Source organism: Pseudarthrobacter sp. NIBRBAC000502770 (assembly GCF_006517815.1).
Classification (GTDB): domain Bacteria; phylum Actinomycetota; class Actinomycetes; order Actinomycetales; family Micrococcaceae; genus Arthrobacter; species Arthrobacter niigatensis.
This window is the reverse complement of sequence record NZ_CP041198.1, coordinates 3,184,458-3,200,889: the sequence shown is the minus strand read 5'-3', so window position 1 is coordinate 3,200,889 and position 16,432 is coordinate 3,184,458. Positions and strand designations below refer to the sequence as shown.

Annotated in this window: 14 protein-coding genes and 1 pseudogene; 8 read left to right on the top strand and 7 right to left on the bottom strand. The window is 67.3% G+C overall.

Annotation, left to right across the window (positions count from 1 at the left end; genetic code table 11):
• The first annotated feature begins 78 nt into the window (after positions 1–78).
• The 3 genes from NIBR502770_RS15380 (at position 79) to NIBR502770_RS15370 (ending at position 4,021) form a co-directional block, all read left to right on the top strand.
• Positions 79–1,647, top strand: a complete 1,569-nt coding sequence (locus NIBR502770_RS15380; protein WP_141159278.1) for a cytosine permease — start codon at positions 79–81, stop codon at positions 1,645–1,647.
• Positions 1,648–1,702: 55 nt separating this feature from the next.
• Positions 1,703–2,650: a polysaccharide deacetylase gene (locus NIBR502770_RS15375; RefSeq protein WP_141182507.1), complete on the top strand. Its 948-nt coding sequence runs from the start codon at positions 1,703–1,705 to the stop codon at positions 2,648–2,650.
• Between the two features lie 135 nt (positions 2,651–2,785).
• Positions 2,786–4,021 carry an amidohydrolase gene (locus NIBR502770_RS15370; protein ID WP_141182506.1) on the top strand — a complete coding sequence of 412 codons (1,236 nt, stop codon included), beginning with the start codon at positions 2,786–2,788 and terminating at the stop codon, positions 4,019–4,021.
• On the opposite strand, the gene NIBR502770_RS15365 is transcribed toward NIBR502770_RS15370, so the two are convergent.
• Positions 4,018–4,851, bottom strand: coding sequence for a helix-turn-helix transcriptional regulator (locus NIBR502770_RS15365; RefSeq protein WP_141182505.1), 834 nt, complete (start codon positions 4,849–4,851; stop codon positions 4,018–4,020). The two genes, NIBR502770_RS15370 and NIBR502770_RS15365, sit on opposite strands and share 4 nt — an antisense overlap.
• An 85-nt stretch (positions 4,852–4,936) precedes the next feature.
• On the opposite strand from NIBR502770_RS15365, the pseudogene ilvD reads away from it, so the two are divergent.
• From ilvD to NIBR502770_RS15340, 5 genes and pseudogenes are all read left to right on the top strand, one after another.
• A pseudogene (gene ilvD / locus NIBR502770_RS15360) lies at positions 4,937–6,795 on the top strand (dihydroxy-acid dehydratase).
• A 121-nt stretch (positions 6,796–6,916) separates the two neighbouring features.
• Entirely contained in the window at positions 6,917–7,735 is an 819-nt protein-coding gene (locus NIBR502770_RS15355) for an oxygenase MpaB family protein (protein WP_141159283.1), read from the top strand.
• Positions 7,728–8,624, top strand: a complete 897-nt coding sequence (locus NIBR502770_RS15350; protein WP_141159284.1) for a DUF817 domain-containing protein — start codon at positions 7,728–7,730, stop codon at positions 8,622–8,624. Before NIBR502770_RS15355 ends, NIBR502770_RS15350 begins: the two co-directional genes overlap by 8 nt.
• 69 nt (positions 8,625–8,693) lie before the next feature.
• On the top strand, positions 8,694–9,911 hold the full coding sequence (locus NIBR502770_RS15345) for an MFS transporter (RefSeq protein ID WP_141159285.1): 1,218 nt from the start codon (positions 8,694–8,696) through the stop codon (positions 9,909–9,911).
• Positions 9,912–9,954: 43 nt separating this feature from the next.
• The gene (locus tag NIBR502770_RS15340) at positions 9,955–10,350 is read left to right on the top strand and encodes a cupin domain-containing protein (protein ID WP_141159286.1); all 396 of its coding nucleotides are present in this window, start codon (positions 9,955–9,957) and stop codon (positions 10,348–10,350) included.
• Between the two features lie 71 nt (positions 10,351–10,421).
• Here the strand turns inward: NIBR502770_RS15340 and NIBR502770_RS15335 are convergent, their stop codons facing one another.
• The 6 genes from NIBR502770_RS15335 to NIBR502770_RS15310 all read right to left on the bottom strand — a co-directional run bounded on the left by NIBR502770_RS15335 (position 10,422) and on the right by NIBR502770_RS15310 (position 16,329).
• Entirely contained in the window at positions 10,422–10,844 is a 423-nt protein-coding gene (locus tag NIBR502770_RS15335) for a universal stress protein (protein WP_141159287.1), read from the bottom strand.
• 90 nt (positions 10,845–10,934) lie between these two features.
• Entirely contained in the window at positions 10,935–12,302 is a 1,368-nt protein-coding gene (locus tag NIBR502770_RS15330; RefSeq protein ID WP_256371917.1) for an LLM class flavin-dependent oxidoreductase, read from the bottom strand.
• Positions 12,303–12,321: 19 nt separating this feature from the next.
• The gene (locus tag NIBR502770_RS15325) at positions 12,322–13,104 is read right to left on the bottom strand and encodes an ABC transporter ATP-binding protein (protein WP_141182504.1); all 783 of its coding nucleotides are present in this window, start codon (positions 13,102–13,104) and stop codon (positions 12,322–12,324) included.
• Positions 13,080–13,934, bottom strand: a complete 855-nt coding sequence (locus NIBR502770_RS15320) for an ABC transporter permease (RefSeq protein WP_141182503.1) — start codon at positions 13,932–13,934, stop codon at positions 13,080–13,082. Before NIBR502770_RS15320 ends, NIBR502770_RS15325 begins: the two co-directional genes overlap by 25 nt.
• Positions 13,931–15,046: an ABC transporter substrate-binding protein gene (locus NIBR502770_RS15315; RefSeq protein WP_141182502.1), complete on the bottom strand. Its 1,116-nt coding sequence runs from the start codon at positions 15,044–15,046 to the stop codon at positions 13,931–13,933. Before NIBR502770_RS15315 ends, NIBR502770_RS15320 begins: the two co-directional genes overlap by 4 nt.
• Before the next feature lie 389 nt (positions 15,047–15,435).
• Complete coding sequence (locus NIBR502770_RS15310) at positions 15,436–16,329, bottom strand: helix-turn-helix transcriptional regulator (protein ID WP_141182501.1); 894 nt, start codon at positions 16,327–16,329, stop codon at positions 15,436–15,438.
• Positions 16,330–16,432: the final 103 nt, after the last annotated feature.

Here is a 16,432-nt window from a genome sequence, read left to right as displayed (position 1 = left end):
TTCGACACATTGTATCTTGTTGGTTGTGATGAGGGCCACATAGCCTTGTTTGTACTTATTCACCTCACGGAGGCCCCCATGCAAGAAAAGCTTTCAACAGCCACGCACGGCCAACCTGCCCAGGCCACAGAGGACCACAACGCCGTGGACCACGAAGCCTGGCTGCAGCCCATCCCCGAATCAGCACGCACACGCAAGGTATCCGGCCAGTTCTGGATCTGGGCCGGCGCCAACCTGGCACCCATCAACTGGGTGCTGGGGGCACTCGGGATCCAGCTGGGACTCGGGTTGGCGGACACCATCACCGTCCTGGTGCTGGGCAACCTCATCGGCATGCTGCTCTTTGGCTGCTTCGTCCTCCTGGGCCAGAAGACCGGAGCCACCGGCATGGTCCTGGCCCGGGCGGCATTCGGCCGGCGCGGCAACTACCTGCCGGCCGCCATCCAGGCCCTGCTCGTGATCGGCTGGTGCGCAGTAAACACCTGGATCATCCTGGACCTGGTCATGGCACTTTTCGGAACCCTCGGCTGGGTTGACCCGGACGCCCCCAACTATGCCTGGAAGATCGGCGTCGCCACCTTCATCATGGCGCTCCAGGTGGCCATCGCCTGGTTCGGCTACAAGGCGATTGCCGCCTTTGAAAAATGGACCGTACCGCCCACCATCCTCATCCTGGCCGTCATGTCCGCGGTGGCGTGGTTCGGTATGGACATTGACTGGAGCTACGCCGGTCCTGCCGGCGCCGTCCTGGAAGGCTCCGAGCGCATCGCCGCCATGAGTGCCGTCATGACCGCCATCGGCATCGGCTGGGGCATCACCTGGTTCACCTACGCCGCGGACTACTCCCGGTTCGTCAGCACCAGCGTCCCCAAGAAAAAGGTCTACCTCGCTTCGGTACTGGGACAGTTCATCCCCGTGGTGTGGCTCGGCGTCCTGGGTGCAAGCCTCGCCACCAACAGCGGCGAGATCGACCCCGGCAAGCTGATCGTTCTGAACTTCGGCGCCATGGCGCTGCCAGTACTGCTGATGGTGCTCCACGGCCCCATTGCCACCAATATCCTGAACATCTACACGTTCTCAGTGGCCACCCAGGCCCTGGACATCTCCATCAGCCGCCGCAAGCTCAACCTGTTCGTCGGCGTCTTCTCGCTCGCCGCCGTCGTCTTCTTCATCTTCCAGGAGGACTTCGCCGCAGTACTCGACGCCTGGCTGATCGGCCTGGTGGCCTGGGTGGCCGCCTGGGGCGGAATCATGCTGGTGCACTACTTCTGGCTGGAGAAGCGCTGGCCGGGCGGAACCGACCGGCTGTTCGACGGCGTCGGCACGAAGCGGCTGCCGGTGGTCAACTTCGCCGGCGTCATCTCCCTCGTGGCCGGGATCTTCGCAACGTGGCTGTTCATGTACGGCCTGATCCCCATCATGCAGGGCCCCATCGCCGTGGCCCTGGGCGGCTGGGACCTGTCCTGGCTGGCCGGCGGCCTGACCAGCGCCGGGGTGTACGCCATCCTCGGCCCGCGCCAGCACATCCGCTACCTCGCCCTCGAGCCGCGCACCACGCAGCAGGCGGAAGCCGCCCCTGACGCCGCAGCCGCTCCGGAAGCAGAGAGCAAAGGCGCGGAAAGCACGCCCGTCCTTCCCGCCCTCTAAGCTCACCATCCCGTAGAACCAGGCGGGCGCCCAGCGCCCGCCGAAAGGATTTCCCGTGAACCAGCCCGCCATCGCGGACCCCCTGCACCCCATCACCTGGCCCGAAGGCTTCAAGGCCGCAGCGTCCTTCACCTTCGATGTGGACGCCGAGTCCTGCACGATCGCCCACGATCCCACCAGCACCCGGCGCATGTCGCTTATGAGCCACCAGTCCTATGGCCCCAAGATCGCGGTTCCGAGGCTGCTCGCCATCCTGGCCCGCCAGGAAATCCAGGCCACCTTCTTCATCCCCGGTTTCACCGCCGAGTCCTACCCCGACGTGGTCCGGCAGATTGTTGACGGCGGCCACGAGGTGGCCCACCACGGCTACCTGCACGAGCCCATGCAGGGCATCGACGCCGCCACCGAGGCCAGCTACATCGACCGCGGCCTGGAGGCGCTGGCCAAAGTCGCAGGTGTCCGGCCCGTGGGCTACCGGGCGCCCTGGTGGGAGCTCAACTGGCACTCTCCGGGCCTCCTGGCGGACCGCGGCTTCCTCTACGATTCGAGCCTGCTCGACGGCGACGCCCCCTACCGCTTCGCCGTCGCCGCGGACGATCCCCGGGACATCGTGGAGATTCCTGTGGACTGGACCCTTGACGACTGGGAGCAGTACGCGTTCTACCCCGGAGTCACCGGCAGTGGCGTGATCGAGAGCCCGGCGAAGGTCCTGGAAATGTGGACGCTCGAAGCCGAAGCCCACCATTCCCAGGGCAGCTGCTTCGTCCTCACCAACCACCCCTTCATTTCCGGCCGCCCCTCCAAGGCCGTCGCGCTGGAGCAGCTGATGGAGCGGGTAAAGGCTATGGACGGCATGTGGGTGACCACCATGGAGGACATTGCCCGGCACACAAAGGCCACGGTCACCGAGGTCCACACACACGCACGGATCGAGGTGCCGGTATTCCCGGGCGCGGGTGCACAGTTCAAGCCGGCCGTCGTGCGGCAGGGGGTGCTGGCCTAGCGTCCGTGGCAAGGGAAGCGGCCGGCAGCGGGATTACCCGCCGCTGGCCGCTTTTAGTTGCCCATGGACACCATCCACCGGTGCTGCCTAATGTGGCCGGGAGGGCTGGCAGCGCCGGCCGGAAGGAGACTTCACATGGAACTGGCCAACAACACTGCGGAAGGCATCGGGCAGGAGCTGGACTGGCAGGTCCCGTTCTATGAACAGCTGCACCGGAATCCGGAACTCGGCCTCGCCGAACACCAGACCTCCGCAGCAGTTGCGGAGAAGCTGGCCGCCTGGGGCTTCGATGTCCGGCACTTTGGCGGTACCGGCGTGGTGGGTGTGCTTGCCAACGGGACCGGCCCTGGTGTCCTGGCCCGGGCGGACATGGACGCGCTTCCGGTCACGGAGGCAACAGGCGCGAGCTACGCCTCCGCCAACGCGGGGGTAATGCACGCCTGCGGGCACGACATGCATGTGGTGGCCCTGCTCGGGGCGGCCAAGTACCTCGCCGACCATCGGGATGCCTGGCGGGGAACCTACACCGCCCTCTTCCAGCCGGCGGAGGAAACGGCGGCGGGCTCGCAGGCAATGCTCGACGACGGCCTGGCCGCCGGGATCCCGCGGCCGGACGTGGCGCTGGCCCAGCACGTCATGCCCACCGAGGCGGGAACCATCGGCACTACGCCGGGTCCCATCCTCTCGGCAGGTGATTCAGTCCGGATCACCGTCCACGGCCGGGGTGCCCACGGCTCGATGCCGCACAAGGCGGTTGATCCGGTGGTGCTCGCCGCCTCGATCGTCCTCCGCCTCCAGACCGTCGTGTCCCGAGAAACCATGCCGGGGAAGTTCGCCGTGCTGACCGTCGGCTCCCTGCGGGCGGGCGCCACGGCGAACATCATCCCGGACCGGGCCGAGCTGCTGCTCAACCTCCGCACCTACGACGTGGATTTGCGTGCCGTCATCATGGCTGCGATCGAGCGGATCGTTCGAGGTGAGTGTGCAGCTGCGGGCTCGCCCCAGGAGCCGGAGTTCGAGTACTACGACCAGTACCCGCTGACCAGCAACGATCCGGAAGCCAACGCCCGGGTGGCCGCCGCATTCACGCAGGCCTTCGGCGCGGATGCCGTCTACCAGACTGCCCCGCAGACAGCGTCCGAGGATTTCAGCCGGATCCCCGACGCCTTCGGAATTCCGTACGTGTACTGGGTGGTGGGCTCCGTGCCGCCGGAAACCTACCGGCGGGCGGTGGCGAACGGCACGGTGGACGCCGATATCCCGGCCAACCACTCGCCGTCGTTCCTCCCTGCCGTCGACCCCACCCTCGCCGTGGCAACGCGGGCCCAGGCGGCGGCCGCGCTCGCCTACCTCGCAGTGCCGCCCGGTTAGGCTGCTGCCAGGAGCGACTTCATCTGCGCCGCGGCGCCGCTGCCCGGGGCCGGCGTATAAACCACGATGTGCAGGTCCGGCCGGTCCGATGGCGACACCTGGTGGTGTTCCAGCTGGAGCACACCCACGGCGGGGTGGTGGAACAGACGCTCGCGGGACTCGAAACCCAGGATGTCGTAAAGGTCCCAGCCCTGCCGGAACTCCGGGCTCGCTTCCTTGAGCCGTTCCACCTGGTACTGGATGTCCGGATCGCCCAGCCGCTGCCCGGTTTCGGCCCGGAACTCGGCCAGGAACCGCTTGCTGGTGGTCTCCCAGTCCGGCAGGAGGTTCCTGACATACGGGTCGGTGAACACCAGCCACAACAGATTCCGGTCTGCCGCCGGCACCTTGGCGATATTGGGATACAACGCCGCGTAAGCCGTGTTCCACCCGGCCACGCCCCAGTCCGGAAACAACGCGAAGGATGGATTGGGATCGAGGGCGTCCAGGAGGCGCTGGATGTGGGGCGGCGCGGTATCGGCTGCCGGCCCGGCGGGCGCCGCGGTGGCATAGCCGCCCAGCGACAGTACGTAGCCCAGGCCGGTGCTGGACAAATGCAGCGCACGGCTGATGGCCTCCAAAACCTGCCGGGAAGGGCTAATGTCCCGCCCTTGCTCCAGCCACGTGTACCAGGTGACGCTGACGCCGGAAAGGAACGCCACTTCCTCGCGGCGGAGCCCCCGCTCACGGGTGCGGCCGACGGGCGGCAGGCCGTAGTCAGCCCGCAGCGCCTGGTCGCGCCTGGCCCGCAGGAAGAGGCCCAGTTCCTTGCGCCGTCCGGGATTGTTCACTCCCAAATACTATTACTCTGGTACTCCCACTACTAGTAGCAGGGCTGTCTTCCGCCGGGAGCGCCGAACCAGCAGGATGGTAAGCATGCCTGCACTTCGCTCAAAAACAGTCACCCACGGCCGCAACATGGCCGGAGCCCGCGCACTGCTGCGCGCCTCCGGCGTTGCCAACTCCGACATCGGCAAGCCCATCATCGCCGTGGCCAACTCCTTTACCGAGTTCGTCCCCGGCCACACCCACCTGGCCCCGGTGGGCCGGATCGTCTCCGACGCGATCCTCGCCGCCGGCGCCGTGCCCCGCGAGTTCAACACCATTGCCGTGGATGACGGCATCGCCATGGGCCACAGCGGCATGCTCTACTCGCTGCCGTCCCGCGACCTGATCGCCGACTCCGTGGAGTACATGGTCAACGCCCACTGTGCCGACGCCCTGGTGTGCATTTCCAACTGCGACAAGATCACCCCCGGCATGCTGATGGCAGCCCTGCGCCTGAACATCCCGGTGGTCTTTGTCTCCGGCGGCCCCATGGAGGCCGGCCGCGTGACCCTGACCGACGGTTCCGTTCGCTCGCTGGACCTGGTGAACGCGATCGCCGACGCCGTGGATGAGTCCATCTCCGATGCCGACATCAACCTCATCGAAGAGAACGCCTGCCCCACCTGCGGTTCCTGCTCCGGCATGTTCACCGCCAACTCCATGAACTGCCTCACCGAAGCCATCGGCCTGTCGCTGCCGGGCAACGGCTCCGTGCTGGCCACCCACACCGCCCGCAAGGCGCTGTACGAGAAAGCCGGCGCCACCGTCGTCGAGCTCGTCAAGCGCTATTACGACGGCGGCGACGAGTCCGTGCTGCCCCGTTCCATCGCCACTGCCAAGGCTTTCGATAACGCCATGGCGCTGGACATCTCCATGGGCGGCTCCACCAACACCATCCTGCACCTGCTGGCCGCCGCCCAGGAGGCCGGCGTGGACTACGGCCTGGCCGAGATGGATGCCAAGTCCCGCCAGGTGCCCTGCCTGGCCAAGGTGGCCCGAACGTGGCCAAGGACAAGACCTACTACATGGAGGATGTGCACCGCGCCGGCGGCATCCCCGCCCTGCTGGGCGAGCTGAACCGCGGCGGCCTCCTGCACAAGGACGTCCACTCCGTGCATTCCGCCGACCTGGACGGCTGGCTGGATGACTGGGACATCCGCGGCGGCAAGGCCACCGAGGAAGCCAAGGCGCTGTGGCACGCCGCTCCCGGCGGCGTGCGCTCCTCCACCGCGTTCTCCCAGTCGAACGAGTGGACCTCCCTGGACACCGACGCCGCAGAAGGCTGCATCCGCTCGGTGGAACACGCGTACTCCAAGGACGGCGGCCTGGCCGTGCTCCGCGGCAACGTCGCAGTGGACGGCGCGGTGGTGAAGACTGCCGGCGTGGACGAGTCCATCTGGACGTTCTCCGGGCCCGCCGTGGTGTGCGAGTCCCAGGACGAGGCCGTCGAAAAGATCCTGAACAAGTCCATCAAGGAAGGCGATGTGGTGGTGATCCGCTACGAAGGCCCCAAGGGTGGTCCGGGCATGCAGGAAATGCTGTACCCGACGTCGTTCCTCAAGGGCCGCGGCCTGGGCAAGAAGTGCGCCCTCATCACGGACGGCCGCTTCTCCGGGGGCACCTCCGGCTTGTCCATCGGACACATCTCCCCTGAGGCAGCGTCCGGAGGCGCCATCGCCCTGGTGGAGGACGGCGACATCATCAGCATCAACATCAGCCAGCGCTCGCTGCAGCTGGAGGTATCCGATGAACTCCTGGCCGAGCGCCGCGAGAAGCTGCTGGTCAACGGCGGCTACAAGCCCAAGGACCGGGACCGGCAGGTGTCCGCTGCACTGCGCGCATACGCCGCGATGGCCACCTCCGCGGACAAGGGCGCTGTCCGGGACGTGTCCCTGCTGGAGCGGTAAGGTCCGCACCGGCCGGGGGAGGAGGTCGGGTCCTCCGGCCTCCTCCCCCGGCATGCGGCACCCACGACGACGGGCCAAAAGTCCCCGTCCCGCTGCGGCAGCACTCCGGTAGCCTTTTCCCATGGTGCAGGGAACCGCCGATTACCGGGCAGAAGGCATCCTGCTCGCCGGGGCAGGACGGGCCATCCTGCTGCAGCTGGCCAACCCTGCGATCGGCCGTGGGGTGGCGGCGCACAGCACGTTCACCGAACGCCCCGTCAACCGGCTTAAGGGCACGCTCACCTACGTGTACGCCGTGGTGTACGGAACCGAGGAGCAGGTCAAGGAAGTCCGGCGCCGGGTCAACCGTGCCCACGTTCCGGTACGCCGTCCGGAGGATGGGTCGTCCGCAGGCTACAACGCCTTCGACCCGGTACTTCAGCTCTGGGTGGCAGCCACGCTTTACGACACAGCGCTGACCATCATCGAGAAGATTCACGGCCCGCTCGACGACGCTGCCGCCGACGCGATGTACCAGGACTACGCACGGATCGGCACCGCGCTGCAGCTTCCGCCGCACATGTGGCCGAAGGACCGGGCAGCCTTCGGCCGCTACTGGGAAGATCAGGTATCCACCCTCCACGCCGAGGAAGAGGGCGTGCGCGTGGGCCGCGGACTGCTGTTTCCCAAGCACACTGCCCTTTGGTACCGGGCCATCATGCCGTCCGCGCGGTTCCTTACCGCGGGGCTCCTTCCGGAGCAGCTGCGCAAGGACTTTGGGCTCGCCTGGAGCGATCTCCACCAGCGCCGCTACGACCGGACCTGGCGCATCCTTGCGGTGGCCTACCCCATGCTGCCGTTGCGAATCAGGCACTGGTTCAAGGACTACTGCCTGGCCGAACTGGAAAAGGACCTCCGCCGTAGCCCGCAGGCGGCACAACACCAAGGCATCCGTGCGTAGTCCCACACCGTTGGAGCGGCGGATCGATGAACGCGCCCACCGCTTCCTGGCCACGGCCCCCGCCAATGGCGCCAGGGCCAAACTCACTGAATTCATTGTTTTCGGACTCAAACAGGGCTGGGCCTGCATTTTCGGCGCCGCACTCCTGGCCGTGCTGATGGCGGCCAGGCTCTGGTACCCGGACGGTACAGGGCTGGCACGCAACGACTTCCTGACCGTCGCCGCCGTCGTGATCCAAATCCTGATGGTGGCGTTCAAGCTGGAAACGCTGCGGGAACTGCGGGTGATCGTCCTGTTCCACCTGGTGGGCACGGTGATGGAGCTGTTCAAAACCGATATGGGTTCGTGGTCCTACGGGGCCGAAGGCGTCCTGCGCATCGGGGCCGTGCCGCTCTTCAGCGGATTCATGTATGCCGCCGTGGGCTCGTACATGGTGCGCGTCTACCGGCTGTTCGACCTTCGCTTCGCTGCCTACCCGCGCCGCTGGCTCACCGCGGTCCTCGCCGCCGCCATCTACGCCAACTTCTTCACCCACCACTACTTGTGGGACCTTCGCTGGGTGCTGCTCGCCGCCGTCGTGCTCATCTTCGGCCGGTGCGTGATGCACTTCCGCGTCTTCCGGCGGGAGTTCCGCATGCCACTGGTGGTGTCCTTCCTGCTGGTGGCGCTGTTCATCTGGCTGGCCGAGAACATCGCCACGTGGTCCGGCGCGTGGCTCTACCCCAGCCAGGTGGACGGCTGGCACCCGGTGGGCCTGGAAAAACTCGTGGCCTGGTTCCTGCTGATGATCATTTCCGTGGTGCTGGTGGCCTGGGTCTACAAGCCGCGGCCGCCGGAACCGGAGAACGCCCCACGCCGGGAGGTCCGGCGCCCCGCTGGGCTGCGCTAAAGGGGTACTGGCAAAACCCGGTTCAGCAGGGCCCTCGCTAGGGCTTCGACGGCACGGTTTGATGGACCCATGGCCCCCGAAAAACTTCTCACCAGTACCAGCGCGCCCCAAAAACCCCGCGCGCAGCAGCCCGCGCACTGGGGCGGCGTCTTCGCCATGTCCCTGTGCGTCTTCGCGCTGATCGCGTCCGAGTTCATGCCGGTCAGCCTGCTGACCCCCATGGCCGCCGAACTCCAGGTCTCCGAGGGAATGGTGGGCCAGGGCATTGCCATCTCCGGGCTCTTTGCCGTCCTCACCAGCCTGTCCGTATCCACGCTGGCCGGCAACCTGAACCGCAAGCCGCTCCTTTTGGGCCTGACCACCTTGATGGCGGTCTCCGGAGCCCTGGTGGCGATGGCCCCGGGATACCTGCTCTTCATGGTTGGCCGCGCCCTCATTGGCGTGGTGATCGGCGGATTCTGGTCCATGTCTGCGGCAACCGCCATGCGGCTGGTGCCCGCCCACCAAGTGCCGCGTGCCCTGGCGATCTTCAACGGGGGCAACGCCCTGGCCACCGTCCTGGCTGCGCCCCTGGGCAGCTACCTGGGTTCGGTCATCGGCTGGCGTGGAGCGTTCTTCTGCCTGGTTCCGGTGGCGGTGCTCGCCCTGGCCTGGCAATGGATCAGCCTTCCGTCAATGAAGGCCGGGACGCGGGCCACGGGCACGGTTTTTGGGATTTTCGCCGCATTCAAGAGCCGCACCGTCGCCTGGGGGATGGCCGCCTGCGGGTCCTTCTTCATGGGGCAGTTCGTCCTGTTCACCTACATCCGTCCCTTCCTGGAGACGGTGACCCGCGTGGACGTGGCCACGATATCCCTGGTGCTGCTGGTAATCGGTGTGGCGGGCTTTGCCGGCACCATGCTCATTGGCCGCTTCCTGGGCAAGGGCCTGTACCGGACCTTGGCAGCCATTCCGGCCCTCATGGCCGTCATAGCGGCGGCCCTCGTTCCGTCCGGCGGCTGGTTTGCCGCCGTCGTGGTCCTCCTGGCTTTCTGGGGACTGATGTCCACGTCCGCCCCGGTGGGCTGGTGGAGCTGGATCGCCGAGGCCATGCCGCACGACGCCGAGGCCGGCGGAGGCCTGATGGTGGCCGTGGTCCAGACCTCGATCGCGGTCGGCTCAACGTTGGGCGGCGTGCTTTTCGACTCCGCCGGCTATGGCGGGGCTTTCCTGGCGGCCGCAGCCATCCTTGCGGTTTCGTCGGTCCTCGCGTACCTGACTGCCAGGGTCACGGGCCGGACCGCCTGACCGTCTGAAGATTTCAATCCAGCCCACCCAACAGGAGGAGAACATGAAGTACACCAAGAGCGGCGGCCAGACGGCGGCCGGCCCGAAGGAATGGTTCACCGGGACCGTGCAGATCGACGGGATCCGGAATCCTGACGAACAGTCAGCCATCGGTTGCGCGCACGTCCGGTTCGCCCCCGGTGCCCGGACCGCGTGGCACCACCACCCCAAGGGCCAGACCCTCTATGTCACCGACGGCGTGGGGCTGGTAGCGCGCCGGGGCGGGGAGATCCAGGAAATCCGTCCCGGTGACGTGGTCTACATCGAACCCGGGGAAGAACACTGGCACGGGGCAACCCCGGAGCGCTTCATGGCGCACGTCGCCATGCAGGAAGCGGATGCTGAGGGGCAGGTCGTCACCTGGCTCGATCACGTCACTGACGAAGAATACAGCGCCTGACCACACAAAAAGGAGGGCGGACGACGGCGGGAAGGTCCGCCGTCGTCCGCCCTCCTTGTGCGTGAGGCAGGTCAGTCCTCGTACGTGTTCGCGATGTAGACATCGCACGGGGCGTTGTGCGCCACGCTGTTGGCGACGCTGCCCAGCAGCCGGCCAATCCCGCGCATCCTGCGGTTGCCCACCACGATCACCCGGGCGTCCAGGCGGATGGCTTCCTTGATCAGCGAATCCGCCGGCTTGCCACGGGCTGCGAAGTGGGTGATTTCCACTCCCGGCCGGGATGCGCCCAGGGACTTCGCCACGATCTCGGAGCTGTCGGCGTTGGAAATCCTCACCTTGTCCGAGCCCACCCCAAAGGTTTCGGCGGTCTCCATCTCGAAGGCGGTCACTATGTGCAGTGAGGCCCCCAGCGACCCGGCCAGGTCCAGCGCGACTTCCGCTGCCTTCCGCGCGGACGGGCTGGCGTCCACCCCTACAACCACTACATTGGCCATTCACTCGCTCCTTCGTATAGTCCTGGCATTCAAATCCATCTGCCAGTTTAGGGACTACCCGCGTGGAGTACGGGTATCACGGCCTTTGGTTTAACCAATCCCAGCCAGCCCGGGTACGGCAGCATCCGCATACCTGTTGCCGGGCCGGGCCAACCCGTAGTGCTCCCGCAGCGTCTTTCCGGCGTACTCCGTCCGGAAAAGCCCGCGTTCCTGGAGGATCGGCACCACCTGGTCCACGAACGCCTCCAACCCGGAGGGAAGCACCGGCGGCATGATGTTGAAGCCGTCCGCGGCCCCGCCGTCGAACCATTCCTGGATGGCGTCGGCCACCTGTACCGGCGTGCCGGTGAAGGTGCGGTGCCCGCGGCCGCCGCCCAGGCGGCCGATCAGCTGCCGCACGGTGAGCTGCTCCCGGCGCGCCAGCTGGACGATCAGGGTGTAGCGGCTCTTTGCCCCCTCGATCTCATCCTCGCTGGGCAGGTTGTCCGGCAGCTGCCGGTCCAGCGGCAGGTCCTCCGGGTCCACTCGCAGGGTCCTGGCCAGTTGGATCCGGGCGTACTCGGGCTTGATCAGCCGGTCGAGTTCGCGTTCCAGTTCCAGGGCTTCCTCCTCGGTGGCACCGATGACCGGGACAATGCCCGGGAGGATCTTGATGGATTCCGGATCGCGGCCGGCGGCAGTGGTGCGGGACTTCAAGTCGCGGTAGAACTCCTGCGCGTCGGCCAGGGTCTGGTGCGCGGTGAAGACGGCGTCGGCGTACTTCGCGGCCAGGCCCTTGCCGTCCTCGGACGAACCTGCCTGGACGATCAGGGGGTGTCCCTGGGGTGACCGCGGAACATTGAGCGGCCCGCGGACCTTGAAATGCTTGCCTTCGTGGTCGACGGTGCGGATCCTGTCCGCATCGCCCCACACGCCCTCCGCCTTGTCCGCGAGGACGGCGTCTTCCTGCCAGCTGTCCCAGAGCTTCTGCGCCACCTCGATGAACTCGGCGGCGCGTTCGTACCGGACGGCGTGGGCGGGCTGGTCGTCCACGCCGAAGTTGCGCGCCGCGTCCGGGCCTGCCGTGGTCACCACATTCCAGCCGGCCCGTCCGCCGCTGGCCCAGTCGACGGACGCGAAGCGGCGGGCCAGGTTGAACGGTTCATTGTAGGTGGTGGAAGCGGTGGCGATCAGCCCGATCCGCTCGGTGGCGCCGGCGATGGCCGTGAGCAGCACGGTGGGCTCCAGCTTCCCGGCAGGACGGCGCCCCACCTCGCCGAACAGGACAGGGGAGTCGGCGAAGAAAATGGAGTCCAGCTTGCCGCGCTCTGCAGTGCGGGCGAGCTGCTGGTAATGCTCCACCTTGGTTCCCGCATGGGGATCGCTTTCCGGCAGCCGCCATGAGGCCTCGTGGTGGCCGGTGCTCATGAGGAAGGCGTTGAGGTGGAGTTGGCGCAGGGATGGGTTCTGGGTAGTCAAGGGTTTGCTCCTTTGGAGGTTAGCGGCCGACGGCGGCCGGTTCAGGTGTGTGCACGGGTTCGACGCCCAGCGCCGTGAGGAGGTCGCGGCGCAGGGCTTCGTGCCCCGCGGCATCGGCGGAAGATCGGATTGCGGGTGCCACCGGGCGGACGGTGGCGATGCGGCCGCGGTCCAGGACCACGATCCGGTCGGCCAGTGCGATGGCCTCGTCCACGTCGTGGGTGACCAGCAGGACGGCTGGCCGGTGGGCCGCCACCAGGTCCTGGAGGAGCCCGTGCATCCTGATCCGGGTCAGGGCGTCCAGCGCGCCGAACGGCTCGTCGGCCAGCAGCAGCTGCGGTTCCCGGACCAGGGACCGCGCCAGCGCCACGCGTTGCTGCTCACCGCCGGAAAGCTGGTGCGGCCAAGCTTTTTCACGTCCGGCGAGCCCCACCTCGGCGAGTGCCTTGCGGGCCCGGGCATCGGCGTCGTGCTCCCGGACGCCCAGCGTGACGTTGCCCAGCACGGTGTCCCACGGCAGCAGCCGGGAATCCTGGAAAACCACGGACACGCGGTCCGGGACGCTGATCACGCCGATGCCGCGGACCTCGTGGTCCAGGCCGGCCAGGGCGCGCAGCAGGGTGCTTTTGCCACAACCGCTGGGTCCCAGCAGGGCCACGAATTCGCCGGGCGCGATGTCCAGGTCCACGCCGTCCAGGACACTCTTGGTACCGAAGCTGCGGATAAGCCCGCGGACTGAAACGGCGGAAGGTACGGGACGTGCGGGGCCGGCGGCGGTCAGCCCGCCAGGGTGCGCTGCCATGAGAGGGCCTTTCGTTCGATGAAGCGGACAATTCCGTCGGAGAGGAGGCCAAGGACGCCGTAAACGGCCAGGCCCAGGATGATGATGTTGGTCTGGCCATAGGTGCGGGCGAGTTCCATCATGTAGCCGATCCCGCTGGTGGCGTTGATCTGTTCCACCACCACCAGGGACACCCAGGCGCCGGTCACCGCGAAGCGCAGGCCCAGGAAGAATCCGGGCAGGGCGCCGGGGAGGACCACCTTGCGGATGAAGCCCGCCCGGCCCAGGCCCACCGTCTGGGCAAGTTCGACGAACCGCAGGTCGATGCCGCGCAGCCCGGCATGGGTCTGCAGGTAGACGGGGACAAAGACGCCCAGGGTGATGGTGAGGACCTTCATGGTCTCGTCGATGCCGAACCACAGGATCAGCAGCGGGATCAGGGCCAGGCCGGGGATAGCGCGCTTGATCTGCACCGGACCGTCGATCAGTGCTTCACCGATCCGGCTCAGTCCGGAGAGCAGGGCCAGCACCCCTCCCACCAGGATGCCGAAGAACAGTCCCAGGCCGGCGCGCTGGGCGGAGATGGCAAGGTTTTCCTGGAGCCGGCCGTCGGCGGTCAGTTCTCCGGCGGTGGCCACGACGGTCCAGGGTTCGGACAGGATCCGTGGGTCAAGCAACCCCGTGGCGGAAGAAGCTGTCCAGAGCAGAAGCAAGGCGGACGGGCCCAGCCAGGCGAGCCGCCGCCGTCGTCCTGGCCCCAGCCTCCTGCCAGTGGGCCGCACGTCCGGCCGCCCGGCCAGCGCGGGGTCCTGGTGCGGTGCGACGACGGGACGGTCCAGCACGGCGCTCATGCCGCGCCAACCTTGGCGGCGGAGGCGAACGCCGTGCCGGCGATGGCCTCGAAGCGGGTGTCGTAGAGGTCCGCTGCCTTCAACTGCGGTTTCTTCTGCTCGCGGGACAGCAGGTCGATCGTTTCCTGGTGCCGTGCGATGGCCTCCGTCCAGGACGTCGGCAGGTCGCGCTTGCCGGTGGCGTCGATCAGGTACTGGCCGTCCTCGCGGGACAGGCCCTGGTCCTTGACGTAGTAGCCCTCCAGCCACTCGGCCGGGTGGTCCTCGATCCAGCGCTGCGCCTTGCCCCAGACCTTCGCGTAGGCGGCAAGGGCGGCGGCCTTGGCGGGATCAGCCAGGACTTTGGCGGGGGAATAGAGGAGGCTGGGATCATCGCGCAGCCCGTGGCGGAGGGTGGTGGCGCCGTCGGCCGTGTACTTGGCCAGGTAGCGCTTGATCTGGACGCCGCCCAGGGGAGCCGCGTCCACCTGCTTGCTGGCCAGCGCGGTGGCGTAGGCGTCCCCGGTACTGGGGAGCTCCACGAGCTTGACGTCGTCCTGCTTGAGGCCGGCCTTGTCCAGGATCCGCAGCACCAGGGCGCCCTGCGCCTGGCCCGGGGAGTAGGCCACTTTCTTCCCGCGCAGCTCTTCGAGCTTGCCGATGACGGCTCCCGGTGCCACACCGAGCTCGTAGATGGGGTGGTTCACCGCGTCCTGCCGGTAGCCGGCGGCGATGATGCGGACGTCCAGCCCGGTCCAGGTGGCGTGGATGGGAGGAATGTCGGCCACGGACCCGACGTCCAGGGCGTTGGCGCGGAAGGCCTCGGTGGTCTGGGGGCCGCCGGAGATGTTGGCGAACTCCACCGTGAAGCCGTCCAGGTCCTTGACCAGGCCGGACAGTTCCAGCGCCACTTTGATGCTGGGATCGCCCACCTTAATGGAGGTGCCGGCAGGCACCGAGGCCGCCAGCGGTTCAAGGGCGCCCTGGCTGATGCGGGCTCCTCCTGCGGTGGCGGTCCCGCCGCAGGCGGACAGCAGGCCGACGGCGGGAACAGCCAGGAGTGCGCCCAGCGCACGGCGCCGGCTAAAGGCAGCACGTTGGCTCGTTTGGGGTGGGGGTGCTGGGAAGGTCATGGTGTTCCTTTCGAGGAGGATCCGGGTACGACGACGGCACCCGGGGTGTGTGTCCGGGCGGGCGTGAAGGGGTGGTTGGTCCGCCCAAACGGCGGGATCAGGGTGCTGCGGGATGATGCGTACTGGCGGGACTGTGGGGTGGTGCCTGCGGCGTGGCCGGTGCCGTGGAAACACCTAAACACGGCTCGCGGTGCGTTGGCCACCGGTATGAAACGCGCGCTAAACCCTGCGCAACGGCGCTTCTTATGGCGCCATCCTGGAGACAAAGCAGGCAACGCGGCGCCACGAACCGAAACCTGGGTTAAGGGGACTGCAACGCCGCTTCATGTACGGACTCCACTGGCTCGTTGGCTGCGAGCCCGGCCGGCTCCCAGGACAGGGCAGCCTTCTTAGCTGCCGACCTTTGCCTGCGCCGTTTCCACGATGTTCTCGGTGACCGCCCAGGAGGCGAGGAGCTTGAGGGCTTCCGCCGACGTGCTGCCGGGCGTAGCGGGATAGACCGTGAGGGTGCGCCCCGGATCTTCTTCGAGCCCAAGCACCTGGTAGTTCAGCTCAAGGAGCCCCACCACGGGATGCTGGAAGAACTTGGTGCCCGCGTAGTGGCGGCGGACGTTGTGGGCCGCCCAGAGCGTGCGGAACACGTCGCTGCGCATGGAGAGTTCACCGATGAGTTCGGCGATGCCCTTGTCATGGGGGTTGCGGCCGGCCTCCCGGCGGAGGATGGCTACGTTGGTGTGGGCAGCCCGGTCCCAGTCCGTGTAGAAGTTGTGGGCGCGGGGGTCGAGGAAAATGAACCGCGAGTGGTTGGCCGGCCGTGACGGGTTGCGGTACATGTCCGAATACAGCGCATAACCCAGCGTGTTGGCGGCAACGATGTCCAGGCGGTTGTTGCCAATGAAGGCAGGCGCTTCCGTGATGGCGTCCAGCAGGTATTGCAGTTCGGGCCGGACCTTCGACGGCGCGGAACCTCCGGCGCCTGCGGCACGCTTGCGGCCCGACGTGTTGGCCGCCCGGGCCAGGTCGTAGAGGTGGTCATGCTCGGCGCGGTCCAGTTCAAGGGCACCGGCGATGGCGTCCAGGACGCTGTCCGAAACACCGTGGAGGTTTCCCCGTTCCAGCCGCGTGTAGTAGTCCACGCTGACGCCTGCCAGCCGGGCCACTTCCTCGCGGCGCAGCCCCGGCACGCGCCGGCGGCCGCCATAGGGTTCGATCCCTGCCTGTTCCGGGGTGATCCGTCCACGGCGTGAGGAGAGGAACTGCCGGACCTCGGCTCGGTTATCCATAAAGAACACGTTACGACGAATGGCGGGACCGTAAGGAGGTACTGCCAGAACCAGTTACAGCAGGACCCTCGCCATGGAGGCACGGGCCGGGTTTGATGGAGAT

Bases quoted from the DNA above. Each gene is read 5' to 3' on its own strand.
- NIBR502770_RS15380 (WP_141159278.1), top strand. From the start codon at position 79: ATGCAAGAAAAGCTTTCAACAGCCACGCACGGCCAACCTGCCCAGGCC.
- NIBR502770_RS15370 (WP_141182506.1), top strand. From the start codon at position 2,786: ATGGAACTGGCCAACAACACTGCGGAAGGCATCGGGCAGGAGCTGGAC.
- NIBR502770_RS15355 (WP_141159283.1), top strand. From the start codon at position 6,917: ATGGTGCAGGGAACCGCCGATTACCGGGCAGAAGGCATCCTGCTCGCC.
- NIBR502770_RS15345 (WP_141159285.1), top strand. From the start codon at position 8,694: ATGGCCCCCGAAAAACTTCTCACCAGTACCAGCGCGCCCCAAAAACCC.
- NIBR502770_RS15340 (WP_141159286.1), top strand. From the start codon at position 9,955: ATGAAGTACACCAAGAGCGGCGGCCAGACGGCGGCCGGCCCGAAGGAA.
- NIBR502770_RS15335 (WP_141159287.1), bottom strand. From the start codon at position 10,844: ATGGCCAATGTAGTGGTTGTAGGGGTGGACGCCAGCCCGTCCGCGCGG.
- NIBR502770_RS15325 (WP_141182504.1), bottom strand. From the start codon at position 13,104: ATGGCAGCGCACCCTGGCGGGCTGACCGCCGCCGGCCCCGCACGTCCC.
- NIBR502770_RS15320 (WP_141182503.1), bottom strand. From the start codon at position 13,934: ATGAGCGCCGTGCTGGACCGTCCCGTCGTCGCACCGCACCAGGACCCC.
- NIBR502770_RS15315 (WP_141182502.1), bottom strand. From the start codon at position 15,046: ATGACCTTCCCAGCACCCCCACCCCAAACGAGCCAACGTGCTGCCTTT.
- NIBR502770_RS15310 (WP_141182501.1), bottom strand. From the start codon at position 16,329: ATGGATAACCGAGCCGAGGTCCGGCAGTTCCTCTCCTCACGCCGTGGA.